This window comes from Massilia glaciei, assembly GCF_003011895.2.
Classification (GTDB): domain Bacteria; phylum Pseudomonadota; class Gammaproteobacteria; order Burkholderiales; family Burkholderiaceae_D; genus Telluria_A; species Telluria_A glaciei.
Genome location: NZ_PXWF02000346.1, coordinates 19,158 through 31,740 on the forward strand (window position 1 = coordinate 19,158; position 12,583 = coordinate 31,740).

The following is a 12,583-nucleotide window of genomic DNA, read 5'->3' on the forward strand; positions in this document are numbered from 1 at the left end:
CTATTCCCCGTCTTTGCGCAGGGACACGGTCTCGGGCACCGGCTCGGCCTTCTTGGCATCGCCGGCGATCAATTTGAGCGCCATGAAGATGATAAACAGGAACAAGGCGAGCGGGGCGACCGTGAGGAAGGCGGCCAGCAGGATGCAGGTCACCACCAGCATCGGCCAGGACATCGTGGCCACGGCGCGCAGGCCGTAGCGCACGGCGTCGGCGAGGGCGCGGCCCAGTTCTTCGGCCAGCGCGAGGAAGGATTCGAGTGTGGTTTTCATGATATTTCTCCATCAAGTGAGTGGCAATGGAGTCACTTTATCAAACGCATTTTGTGTGTGCGAGCGGCATCCGATGAAGCGCCCAAAAAGGGGCATGACCGGTGCAAGGGACCGATTAACGGGAACCGTGCTCAACAAAATGTCGGACATGCAAATATGGTGTCCAGACTACGGCGCCGCCGGCGCGGGCTGCGCCACCGCCGCCAGCACCATGTCGACGATCAGCTTTTCGGCGTCGTCGAAGTCGCGCCGGGTGAGCTGCTTGCGGCCCAGCACGAGCGTCATCTGGGCCGAGAAATCGGCGTAGGACTGGGTCATGGCCCAGATCGCGAACAGCAGGTGGGTCGCGTTCACGGGCGCGATCTTGCCTTCGCTCACCCAGCGCTCGAACACCTCGATATCCTTGCGCAGCAGCGGCACCACGCGCTGCGCGATCTGCTCGCCGTACAGCTTGGCGCCGCCGATGACCTCCATCGCGTAGACGCGCGACGCCCACGGCTGCTCGCGCGAGAAGCGCAGCTTGGCCTGGATGTACGCGCGCAGCATCTCGCGCGGCTCCTGGCCCGGGGCCGACAGACTGTCCATGCGCTCGAGCCACTCGTCGAGCACGTCGTCGAGCACGCGCTGGTACAGCGCCAGCTTGGTCGGGAAGTAGTACATCAGGTTCTGCTTCGACAGGCCCGCGTTCTCGGCCACGGTGGCCACCGAGGCGCCCTCGTAGCCGCATTCGGCGAACACGCGCACCGCCTCGGCGACGATGTCCGCTTCGAGCTTGTCGCGGTTTTGCACGCGCCGTTTGACGGTCGGGCTTTGCAGGGCGTTGAGGTTTTTTGACATAATTTCTTTCAGCGGATCGACCGCAGAAAATCGATCAGTTCCGGCGTCTCGGCCGCGTAGGCGACGTTGAAGCGGAACCAGATCGAACTCGATTGGCGCAGCATGAAAAATTCGTTCGGCGCGAGCAGGATGCCGGCCCCGAGCGCGAGGTCGGCGATCACCTTGCCGTTCCATTCGGCGGTAGGCGGCTCGGGCCATCCGGCGCTGACGAACATGCCGCCTCGCGGCTTCGCGATCGGCGCCATGCCGGCCTCGCGCAGGCGTTCGATGGTGCGCGCGCGCCCGTCGTCGAGCTGGCCGGTGAGGCGTTCGAGCATGCGCCGGTAGGGGCGCGCCGAGATGGCGTGGTACACCGCGCGCTCGTTGATCTCGGACGTGGTCAGCCCGGCGAGCATCTTCACGCGCAGCAGTTCGGGCAGCAGCGAGTTGGACGCGCAGATCGACCCGACCCGCAGCACCGGCGACAAGGTCTTCGAAAAACTGCCGACCCGGATCACGCGGCGCAGGCCGTCCATGGCCGCCAGCGAGGCCTCGCCGCGCGCGGCCAGCTCGCGGTAGATGTCGTCCTCGACCAGCCAGAAGTCGAACTGTTCGGCCAGCCCGAGCAGGCGGTGCGCCTGGGCCTGCGTGAGCGAGGTGCCGAGCGGGTTTTGCAGCACCGTGTTGACGAACATGAGCTTGGGCTGGGTCGCGCGCGCCTGCGCATCGAGGTACGCCATGTCGAGGCCGGCCTCGCCGCGCGGGATGCCGACCGCGACGCAGCCGTGGTGGCGGATCAGCGAGAGCAGGTTGCTGTAGCCCGGGTCCTCGACGAAGACGGTGTCGCCGGGCTTGGTCAGGGTGCGCAAAATCAGGTCGAAGGCGTGGGTCGCGCCGTGGGTCAGCATGATCTGGTCGGCCTCGAGCGCGAACAGTTCTTCGGTGAAGCCGGCCGCCATGTGCTGGCGCAGGGTCGGAAAACCGAGCGGGTGGCCGTAGCCGCGCAGGCGGTTGGCCGGGATCCGCATCGCCTGGCGCACTGCGTCGAGGATGGTGGCCTCTCCGTACCATTCGGGCGGCAGCCAGCCGGCGCCGACCGGCAACGCGTCCGACACGCCCGAATACAGGTCGGGCGTGAGCGCGTCGATCGCGCTCGGCGTGGCCGGAAAGGCCGGCTGTTGTGGCGCCGCCGCCACATCGTGGCGCGCGACGAAAAAGCCCGAGCCGCGGCGCGACGACAGCAGGCCTAGCGTCAGCAGCCGGTCGTACGCTTCGACGACCGTGAAGGTGCTCACGCCGTTGCACTTTGCGAATTGTCTAACCGACGGCATTTTGGTGCCTATGCGCAACTCACGCTTGTTTACCATCAAGGTGATCGCTGCCACAATCTGATCGACCAGGCCGCCCCGCCTGCCGCGGTCGATCGCGAGCACGGGCCAGCAGGCTCCATCGCTGCCGGAGGCAATTTCATCAGCGGAAACCTTCAAGACATCCATGCGATTCCTTTTGCGGCGCCACCAAAAAACTGTACAGTTAGGCCAAGCTGTACGGTTGGCCGGTTTTGCGATTTGTGTATCTGTGCCGCTGCCGTGGCCATGACTATTATTGCATCATCATTTTGCCAACTGGTAAAGTATTTTTTTGCTCGTAAAAATTCCTGGAGAGCCACATGAACGAATCCCGACCGGAATCAATGTCGTCGTTTTGGATGCCATTTACCAATAATCGTGACTTCAAGACCAATCCGCGCCTGCTGGTGTCGGCCGAAGGCATGTACTACAAGGACGTGGACGGCAACTCGGTGCTCGACGGCACGGCCGGCCTGTGGTGCGTGCCGTGCGGCCACGCCCAGCCGCGCATCGTCGCCGCCGTGCGCGAGATGGTCGGCCAGCTCGACTTTGCGCCGACCTTCCAGATGGGGCACCCGGCCGCCTTCGACCTGGCCGAAAAACTCATGGAGTACACCAATCACCGCTTCGGCCAGGTGTTCTACACCAACTCAGGCTCCGAGGCGGTCGACACCGCCCTCAAGATGGCGCTGGCCTACCACAAGGCGCGCGGCGAGGCCGGCCGCACCCGCCTGATCGGACGCGAGCGCGGCTACCACGGCGTGGGATTCGGCGGCATCTCGGTCGGCGGCATCGCCGGCAACCGCAAGACCTTCGGCCCGCTGCTGCCCGGCGTCGACCACCTGCCGCACACCCACAACCTCGACAAAAACGCCTACACCCGCGGCGAGCCCGAATACGGCGCCCACCTGGCCGATGAACTCGAGCGCATCGTCGCGCTGCACGACGCCTCGACCATCGCCGCCGTCATCGTCGAGCCGGTCGCGGGGTCGACCGGCGTGCTGATTCCGCCCAAGGGCTACCTCAAGCGCCTGCGCGAGCTGTGCACCAAGCACGGCATCCTGCTCATTTTCGACGAGGTCATCACCGGCTTCGGGCGCCTGACCACGCCGTTCGCGTTCGACTACTTCGACGTCGACCCGGACATGGTCACCACCGCCAAGGGCCTGACCAACGGCGTGGTGCCGATGGGCGCGGTGTTCACCAAACAGCATATCTACGACACCTTCATGGAGTGCCCGGCCGGCATCGAGCTGTTCCACGGTTACACCTACTCGGGCCATCCGCTCGCGTGCGCGGCCTCGCTGGCCACTCTCGAGGTGTTCAAGGAACAGAACATCCTCGAGCACGCGAAAAGCATGCAGGGCTACTGGGAAGACGCGGTCCATTCGCTCAAGGGCCTGCCGCATGTGGTGGACCTGCGCACGATCGGCATGATCGCCGGTATCGAGCTCGAGTCGATTCCCGGCAAACCGGGCGCGCGCGCCTTCAACGCCTTCAAGCAGGCCTTCGCCGACGGTGTGCTGATCCGCACCACGGGCGACATCATCGCGCTTTCGCCGCCGCTGGTGATCGAGAAGCAGCATATCGACGAGCTGTTCGGCAAGCTCGCCACCATCCTCAAGAACCTGGACTGACCCATGACCGACATCGACACTATCACCCTCGACACTATCACCCTCGACACTATTACCCATTACATCAACGGCGCCAAGGTCGATACAAACAGCGGCCGCTACGCCGACGTCTTCAATCCGGCGCTCGGCGTGCCGGTCGCGCGCGTGGCGCTCGGCACCGCGCTTGAAGTCGACACCGCCGTGGCGGCGGCCAGCGCGGCGTTTCCGGCGTGGTCGGCCACGCCGCCGCTGACGCGCGCGCGGGTGCTGTTCAAGTATCTGCAGCTGTGCCAGCAGCACACCGACGAATTCGCCGCGATGCTCACGCGCGAACACGGCAAGACATTCTCGGACGCGCAGGGCGAGGTCGCGCGCGGCATCGAGATGGTCGAATTCGCGGTCGGCATTCCGCAGCTGCTCAAGGGCGAATTCACCGACCAGATCTCGCGCGGCATCGACGCCTGGTCGATGCGCCAGGCGCTCGGCGTGGTCGCCGGCATCACCCCGTTCAACTTCCCGGTGATGGTGCCGATGTGGATGTTCCCGGTCGCGATCGCATGCGGCAACACCTTCGTGCTCAAGCCGTCCGAGCGCGACCCTTCGGCCTCGCTGCTGCACGCCAAACTGCTGCAGGAAGCGGGCCTGCCCGACGGCGTCTTCAACGTCATCCAGGGCGACAAGGTCACCGTCGACGCGCTGCTCGACCACCCGGAGGTGCAGGCGATCAGCTTCGTCGGCTCGACCCCGATCGCCGAATATATCTACGCGCGCAGCAGCGCCGCCGGCAAACGGGTGCAGGCGCTGGGCGGGGCCAAGAACCATATGGTGGTCATGCCCGACGCCGACATGGACATGACGATCGACGCCCTGATCGGAGCGGCCTACGGTTCGGCCGGCGAGCGCTGCATGGCGATCTCGGTGGTGGTGGCCGTCGGCGACGCCGGCGACAAGCTGATCGGCGCGCTGGCCGAACGGACCGCCGCGCTCAAGATCGGCGACGGCATGGCGGCCGACGCCGAAATGGGGCCGGTGGTCTCGAGCGCGGCCAAGCAGCGCATCGAACGGTTGATCGGCGAGGGCGTGGAGCAGGGCGCGACGCTGCTGGTCGACGGGCGCGACTGCAAGGTGGTCGAGCGCGAGAACGGCTTTTTTGTCGGCGGCACCCTGTTCGACCATGTCACGCCCGATATGAGCATCTATAAAGAGGAGATCTTCGGACCGGTCCTGTGCGTGATGCGCAGCCCCGACGTGGCCAGCGCGGTCAAGCTGATTAATTCGAACGAGTATGGCAACGGCGTGGCGATCTACACGCGCGACGGCGGCGTGGCGCGCGAATTCGTGCGCCAGATCCAGGTCGGCATGGTGGGCGTCAATGTGCCGCTGCCGGTGCCGATGGCCTTCAACAGCTTCGGCGGCTGGAAGCGCAGCATGTTCGGCGACCACCATGCTTACGGCCCCGAAGGCGTGCGCTTTTACACCCGTCACAAGGCTGTCATGCAGCGCTGGCCCAACACCGCCAGCGCGGGCGTCGAATTCGCCTTCCCGCAGATGAAGTAAGCAAAATTGAAGAAAACAAAGCTGTCCGCGCCATAAAACTATAAACAGGGATGGAAAATGATCGACTCTCTTAAACACCTGCTGCCGGCCGCCGCTTCCAACAGTGCACTGGCCGAGCAATTCACCGACCTCGCGCCGGCGTTGACCAAACGCCAGGCCGCCATCGAAAGCGCGCGCTGCCTGTATTGCTACGACGCGCCGTGCACCCGCATCTGCCCGTCCGAAATCGATGTCGCGAGCTTCATCCGCAATATCCACGACGGCAACATCAACGGCGCTGCGGCCGGCATCCTCAAGCAGAACATCCTCGGCGGCAGCTGCGCCCGCGTGTGCCCGACCGAGATCCTGTGCGAGGACGCCTGCGTGCGCAACCACGACGAGGAGGGCCAGCCGGTCAAGATCGGCCTGCTGCAGCGCCATGCGCTCGACAACGCCAGCTTCAAGAGCCATCCATTCCAGCGCGCCGCCGCCACCGGCAAGACCATCGCCGTGGTCGGCGCCGGCCCGGCCGGCCTGGCGTGCGCGCACCGCCTTGCCATGCTCGGCAACGACGTCGTCATCTTCGAGGCGCGCGCAAAGTCGGGCGGCCTCAATGAATACGGCATCGCCAAATACAAATTGACCCACGACTTCGCGCAGAAGGAGGTCGAATTCCTGCTCGCGATCGGCGGCATCGAGGTGCGCCACGGCTTCTCGCTGGGCGCCAACCTCACGCTCGAGGCGCTGCACACCCAGTACGACGCGGTGTTCCTCGGCCTCGGCCTGAACGCCAGCCGCCAGCTCGGCCTGACCGGCGAGGACGCCCCCGGCCTGCTGGCCGCGGTCGACTACATCGCCGCGCTGCGCCAGAGCACCGACCTGGCCTCGCTGCCGGTGCCGCGGCGCGCCATCGTGATCGGCGCCGGCAACACCGCGATCGACATGGCGGTGCAGATCAAGCGCATGGGCGCCGAGGAGGTCACGCTGGTGTACCGGCGCGGCTTCGAGGCGATGAGCGCGACCCACCACGAGCAGGAGATCGCCAAGGCCAACCAGGTCGTCATGCGCACCTGGGCCGCGCCAACCGAGGTGCTGCTCGACGCCGCCGGCAAGGTGCGCGGGATGCGCTTCGAGCGGACCAAACTCGAAGGCGAGCGCCTGGTGGGCAGCGGCGAATTCGTCGAGATCGCGGCCGACGCCGTGTTCAAGGCGATCGGCCAGAGCCTCGATGCGGCCGGCCTTTCCGACCCGATGGCGCAGCAGCTCGATAGGGTGGGCGACAAAATCCACGTCGACGCGCAGTTCCGCACCGCGCTGCCGGGCATCTACGCCGGTGGCGATTGCGTCGCTCCAGGGCAGGACCTCACGGTGCAGGCGGTCCAGCATGGCAAGCTGGCCGCGCACGCCATTCACAACGACATCCAAACCAAAGTGGAGGCTGCATAATGGCCGATCTGAGCATTGAATTTTGCGGCATCAAGTCGCCCAATCCCTTCTGGCTCGCCTCGGCGCCGCCAACCGACAAGGCCTACAACGTGGTACGCGCCTTCGAGGCCGGCTGGGGCGGCGTGGTCTGGAAGACGCTCGGCGAGGACCCGGCGGCGGTCAATGTGTCGTCGCGCTATTCGGCCCACTACGGCAAAAACCGCGAGGTCCTCGGCTTCAACAACATCGAGCTCATCACCGACCGCAGCCTCGAGATCAACCTGATCGAAATCACCCAGGTCAAGAAGGACTGGCCCGACCGCGCGATGATCGTCTCGCTGATGCTGCCGTGCGAAGAAGCCCTGTGGGCCGAGATCCTGCCCAAGGTCGAAGCGACCGGCGCCGACGGCATCGAGCTCAATTTCGGCTGCCCGCACGGCATGCCCGAGCGCGGCATGGGCGCGGCCGTGGGCCAGGTGCCCGAGTACGTCAAGCTGGTCACCAGCTGGTGCAAGAAGCACACCAAGCTGCCGGTCATCGTCAAGCTCACGCCGAACATCACCGACGTGCGCCAGCCGGCGCGCGCGGCCAAGGAAGGCGGCGCCGACGCCGTCTCGCTGATCAACACGATCAATTCGATCACCCACCTCGACCTCGACCGCATGATCGCGTTCCCGATCGTCGGCAACGCCAGCACCCACGGCGGCTATTGCGGTTCGGCCGTCAAGCCGATCGCGCTCAATATGGTCGCCGAGATCGCGCGCGATCCCGAAACGCGCGGCCTGCCGATCTCCGGCATCGGCGGCATCGGCAACTGGCGCGACGCGGCCGAATTCATCGCGCTCGGCGCCGGCTCGGTGCAGGTGTGCACCGCCGCGATGCTGCACGGCTTCCGGATCGTCGAGGAGATGAAGGACGGCCTGTCGCGCTGGATGGACGAGCAGGGCTACGAGAACATCGCCGCCTTCAGCGGCAAGGCCGTGGCCAACACCACCGACTGGAAATACCTCGACATGAACTACGAGGTGATTGCGCAGATCGACCAGGACAAGTGCATCAAGTGCGGCAAATGCTACGTCGCCTGCGAAGACACCTCGCACCAGTCGATCGCCCAGTTGATCGACGCGGCCGGCGTGCGCACCTACGAGGTGATCAAGTCCGAATGCGTCGGCTGCAACCTGTGCGAGATCACCTGCCCGGTCGAGGCCTGCATCACCATGGTGCCGCAAGCGAACGGCAAGGCCTACATGAACTGGACCCAGGACCCGCGTAATCCGCGTGCCGAGTTGGCGTAAGGGTGACGTAAAGGCGGCCTGAATGCTCTATGGCGAAACAGTGTTTTGCGCTACACTGAATTGCCCTTTTCGCCACGCTAACTACGATGGAGACGATCCGTGAGTACTGATTTTTCAGGTAATACGCAGTTATGGAATGCCGACCTGGCGCCGACCACCGAGGCGCAGCGCACTTGGCGCTGGTACCACTTTGCCGCCCTGTGGGTGGGGATGGTGATGTGCATACCGGCCTACACCCTGTCGGCCAGCCTGATCGAAGGCGGCATGTCGGGCTGGCAGGCGGTCATGACCGTGTTCCTCGCCAATACCATCGTGCTGCTGCCGATGCTCCTGATCGGCCACGCGGGCACCAAGTACGGCATTCCGTACGCGGTGTTGGCGCGCTCCTCGTTCGGCACCACTGGCGCGCGCATTCCCGCACTCATGCGCGCGGTCGTCGCCTGCGGCTGGTACGGCATCCAGACCTGGTTCGGCGGCAGCATGATCTACGTGCTGCTCGGTGTGATGATGGGTGGCGAAATCGGCGGTGACAAAATCGCCGGGCTTGGCATCAACGGCGCCCAGCTGATCTGCTTTTTGGCGTTCTGGGCGATCCAGTTCTGGTACATCGTGCACGGCATGGACTCGATCCGCAAACTCGAAACCTACACCGCGCCGCTCAAGATCCTGATCTGCTTCGTGCTGCTCGGCTGGGTCTACAACAAGGCTGGCGGTTTCGGCACGCTGCTCGACCAGCCATCGCAGTTCGTCGAGGGCGGCAAAAAAGCCGGCCAATTCTGGAGCGTGTTCTGGCCGTCGCTGACCGCCATGGTCGGCTTTTGGGCCACGCTGGCGCTCAACATCCCCGACTTCACCCGCTTCGCCAAGACCCAGCGCGACCAGATCATCGGCCAGTCGGTCGGGCTGCCGGTGCCAATGGGCCTGCTGGCGATGATGGCGGTGATCGTCACCTCGGCCACCGTGGTCTTGTACGGCAAGGCGCTGTGGGACCCGGTCGACCTGGCCAGCCGCATGACCGGCATCGCCGTGCTGATCGCGCTGATCGTGCTGTTGGTCGACACCGTCAGCGTCAACCTGGCCGCCAACCTGGTGGGCCCGGCTTACGATTTTTCGTCGCTCGCGCCCGAGCACGTCTCCTACCGCACCGGCGGCTACATCACGGCCGGCATCGCGCTCGTCATGATGCCGTGGAAGATACTCGAGTCGACCCAGGGCTATATCTTCACTTGGCTGATCGGCTACTCGGCCTTGCTCGGGCCGATCGCGGGCATCCTCATCGTCGACTACTACCTGGTGCGCAAGACCGAGCTCAATGTGGCGCACCTGTACCGCGACAATGGCGAGTATTCATACGCCAACGGCTGGAACATGGCCGCAATCGCCGCCTTTGTGCTCGGCGTGCTGCCCAATATGCCGGGCTTCCTCAACGCGGCCTTCCCGGCGCTGCTGCCCGATGTGGGCGAGGTCTTCAAGACCATCTACACCTATGCGTGGTTTGTTGGCGTGGCCATTTCGGCCGTCGTGTACGGTCTGCTCATGAAGGGCAAGTCCGTGCCCGTCATGCCGGCGGCCGTAAAAACCTAGACCGATCTTTTTTGGAGAAGCAAATGACTACGACGATTATCCGCGGCGGCACCGTCGTCAACGCCGACCGCGCCTTCAAGGCCGACGTGCTGTGCGTGGACGACAAGATCGTCGCCGTCGGCCAAAACCTCGAGGTGCCGGCCGGCGCGGTCGAGATCGACGCGCTCGGCCAGTACGTGATGCCGGGCGGGATCGACACCCACACCCACATGCAGCTGCCGTTCATGGGCACAGTTACGGCGGACGACTTCTTCAGCGGCACCGCCGCCGGCCTGGCCGGCGGCACGACCACGATCATGGATTTTGTCATCCCGAATCCGAAGCAGTCGGTGCTCGAGGCTTATCACCAATGGCGCGGCTGGGCCGCCAAGTCGGCCGGCGACTACACCTTTCACGTGGCGATCACCTGGTGGGACGAGTCGGTGCACCGCGACATGGGCACGCTGGTGCGCGAGCATGGCGTGAACAGCTTCAAGCACTTCATGGCCTACAAAAACGCCATCATGGCCGACGACGAAACCCTGGTGCGCAGCTTCACGCGCGCGCTCGAACTGGGCGCGATTCCGACCGTGCACGCCGAGAACGGCGAGCTGGTTTACATGCTGCAGCAGGACCTGATCAAAAAGGGCATCACGGGACCGAGCGCGCATCCCTTGTCGCGCCCTCCAGAAGTCGAGGCCGAAGCCGCAAACCGCGCCATCGCGATCGCCAATGTGCTCAACACGCCGGTCTACATCGTGCACGTCTCGTGCGCCGAATCGCTCGACGCCATCACCCGCGCGCGGGCCAAGGGCCAGCGCGTGTACGGCGAGGCGCTCGCGGGCCACCTGGTCATCGACGACAGCGTGTACCAGAGCGAAGACCTCGAGTTCGCGCGCGCCCACGTCATGAGCCCGCCGTTCCGCAGCAAGCACCACCAGGAGGCGCTGTGGCAGGGTCTGCGCGGCGGCAACCTGCACACCACCGCGACCGACCACTGCACCTTTTGCGCCGAACAAAAGGCGGCCGGCAAAGACGACTTCACGCGCATCCCGAACGGCTGCGGCGGGGTCGAAGACCGCATGTCGGTGGTCTGGGATGCCGGTGTCAACTCGGGCAAGCTGACGCCGTCGGAGTTCGTCGCCGTCACCTCGACCAACGCGGCGCAGATTTTTAATATGTATCCGCGCAAGGGCGTGGTCGCGGTCGGCGCCGACGCCGACATTTTGGTGTGGGATCCGGAGGCCACGCGCACCATCTCGGCCAAGACCCAGTACGCCAAGGGCGGCTTTAATGTATTCGAGGGACGCACCGTGCGCGGCAATCCGTCGCACACGATCGCCGCCGGCAAGGTGGTGTTTGCGAACGGCGAACTGCGCGCGGTTGAAGGCGCCGGCCGTCACGTCGACCGTCCAGCCTTTGCGGCCGTGACGGCACGCTAATCTTATAAAGAGAGCTTCAAGATGAATGAGTTGCGTATCAATGGCGAACGCCTGTGGGCCTCGCTGATGGAACTGGCCAAGATCGGTGCGACCCCCAAGGGCGGCGTCAAGCGCCTGGCGCTGACCGACCTTGACCGCCAGGGCCGCGACCTGGTCGTGGGCTGGGCGCGCGAGGCGGGCCTGTCGGTCACGGTTGACCAGATCGGCAACGTGTTCATGCGGCGCGAGGGCAGCAACCCGGAGCTGCCGCCGATCGTCACCGGCAGCCATATCGACACCCAGCCGACCGGGGGGAAATTCGACGGCAACTACGGGGTGCTGGCCGGCCTCGAAGTGGTGCGCACGCTGAACGATTCGAACATCGTGACTGAGGCGCCGATCGAGGTGGCGTTTTGGACCAACGAGGAGGGCTCGCGTTTTGTGCCCGTTATGATGGGCTCGGGCGTGTTTTGCGGCGCCTTCAGCCTCGAGACCGCGTACGCGGCCAAGGACACCGAAGGCAAGAGCGTGCGCGACGAGTTGGAGCGCATCGGCTACCTGGGCGACCAGGTGCCGGGCCAGCATCCGATCGGCGCGTATTTCGAGACCCATATCGAACAAGGCCCGGTGCTCGAGGACGCCGACAAGGTGATCGGCGTGGTGCCGGCGGTGATGGGCTTGTCGTGGTACGACTGCGTGGTGACCGGCATGGAGGCGCATGCCGGGCCGACCCCGATGGGCCTGCGCAAGGACGCCTTGCAGGTATCGACGCGCATCATGCAGGAGGTGGTCAAGATCGCCAACAAGTATCCGCCCTACGGGCGCGGCACGGTCGGCATGGTGCAGTTGTTCCCGAACAGCCGCAACGTGATCCCGGGCGAGGTCAAGTTCAGCATCGACCTGCGCAATGTGAACGACGAACTGCTCAACACGATGCACGAGGAGATGCTCGCGTTTATCGAGATGACGCGCGTCGAAAGCGGGCTGGCGATCACCATCGAGCGCGTCTCGTATTATCCGCCGTGCCCGTTCCATCCCGATTGCGTCAGCGCGGTGCGCAACGCGACGGCAAAGCTGGGCTACTCGACCATGGACGTGGTCTCGGGCGCCGGCCACGACGCGATTTACGCGGCGCGCCTGGCGCCGTCGGGCATGATCTTCGTGCCGTGCAAGGACGGCATCAGCCACAACGAGATCGAGGACGCCAAGTCCGACCATCTCGAAGCCGGCTGCAACGTGCTGCTGCTTGCGATGCTCGAACGGGCGAAGTTGGCGTCGTAACAGGCGGCGCC

At 65.1% G+C, this 12,583-nt stretch carries 10 protein-coding genes; 7 read left to right on the forward strand and 3 right to left on the reverse strand.

The window, feature by feature from the left end:
* From C7C56_RS27480 to C7C56_RS27490, 3 genes are all read right to left on the reverse strand, one after another.
* Complete coding sequence (locus C7C56_RS27480; RefSeq protein ID WP_106760512.1) at window positions 1–270, reverse strand: hypothetical protein; 270 nt, start codon at window positions 268–270, stop codon at window positions 1–3.
* A 168-nt stretch (window positions 271–438) separates the two neighbouring features.
* Window positions 439–1,107, reverse strand: coding sequence for a TetR/AcrR family transcriptional regulator (locus tag C7C56_RS27485; RefSeq protein WP_106760513.1), 669 nt, complete (start codon window positions 1,105–1,107; stop codon window positions 439–441).
* An 8-nt stretch (window positions 1,108–1,115) separates the two neighbouring features.
* Window positions 1,116–2,582 (reverse strand): aminotransferase-like domain-containing protein, encoded by a 1,467-nt coding sequence (locus C7C56_RS27490; protein WP_106760514.1) that lies wholly within the window; start codon window positions 2,580–2,582, stop codon window positions 1,116–1,118.
* A gap of 173 nt (window positions 2,583–2,755) precedes the next feature.
* Between C7C56_RS27490 and aptA the strand changes: the two genes are divergently transcribed.
* The 7 genes from aptA (at window position 2,756) to C7C56_RS27525 (ending at window position 12,572) form a co-directional block, all read left to right on the forward strand.
* Window positions 2,756–4,072 carry an omega-aminotransferase AptA gene (gene aptA / locus C7C56_RS27495; RefSeq protein ID WP_106760515.1) on the forward strand — a complete coding sequence of 439 codons (1,317 nt, stop codon included), beginning with the start codon at window positions 2,756–2,758 and terminating at the stop codon, window positions 4,070–4,072.
* Window positions 4,073–4,075: 3 nt separating this feature from the next.
* On the forward strand, window positions 4,076–5,608 hold the full coding sequence (locus tag C7C56_RS27500; RefSeq protein ID WP_106760516.1) for a CoA-acylating methylmalonate-semialdehyde dehydrogenase: 1,533 nt from the start codon (window positions 4,076–4,078) through the stop codon (window positions 5,606–5,608).
* Between the two features lie 57 nt (window positions 5,609–5,665).
* Complete coding sequence (locus C7C56_RS27505; RefSeq protein WP_106760517.1) at window positions 5,666–7,033, forward strand: NAD(P)-dependent oxidoreductase; 1,368 nt, start codon at window positions 5,666–5,668, stop codon at window positions 7,031–7,033.
* Window positions 7,033–8,307 (forward strand): NAD-dependent dihydropyrimidine dehydrogenase subunit PreA, encoded by a 1,275-nt coding sequence (preA, locus tag C7C56_RS27510; protein WP_219933244.1) that lies wholly within the window; start codon window positions 7,033–7,035, stop codon window positions 8,305–8,307. Before C7C56_RS27505 ends, preA begins: the two co-directional genes overlap by 1 nt.
* Window positions 8,308–8,406: 99 nt before the next feature.
* On the forward strand, window positions 8,407–9,891 hold the full coding sequence (locus C7C56_RS27515; RefSeq protein WP_106760518.1) for an NCS1 family nucleobase:cation symporter-1: 1,485 nt from the start codon (window positions 8,407–8,409) through the stop codon (window positions 9,889–9,891).
* Window positions 9,892–9,914: 23 nt separating this feature from the next.
* Window positions 9,915–11,312 (forward strand): dihydropyrimidinase, encoded by a 1,398-nt coding sequence (gene hydA, locus C7C56_RS27520; protein WP_106760519.1) that lies wholly within the window; start codon window positions 9,915–9,917, stop codon window positions 11,310–11,312.
* Between the two features lie 21 nt (window positions 11,313–11,333).
* On the forward strand, window positions 11,334–12,572 hold the full coding sequence (locus C7C56_RS27525; protein ID WP_106760520.1) for a Zn-dependent hydrolase: 1,239 nt from the start codon (window positions 11,334–11,336) through the stop codon (window positions 12,570–12,572).
* Window positions 12,573–12,583: the final 11 nt, after the last annotated feature.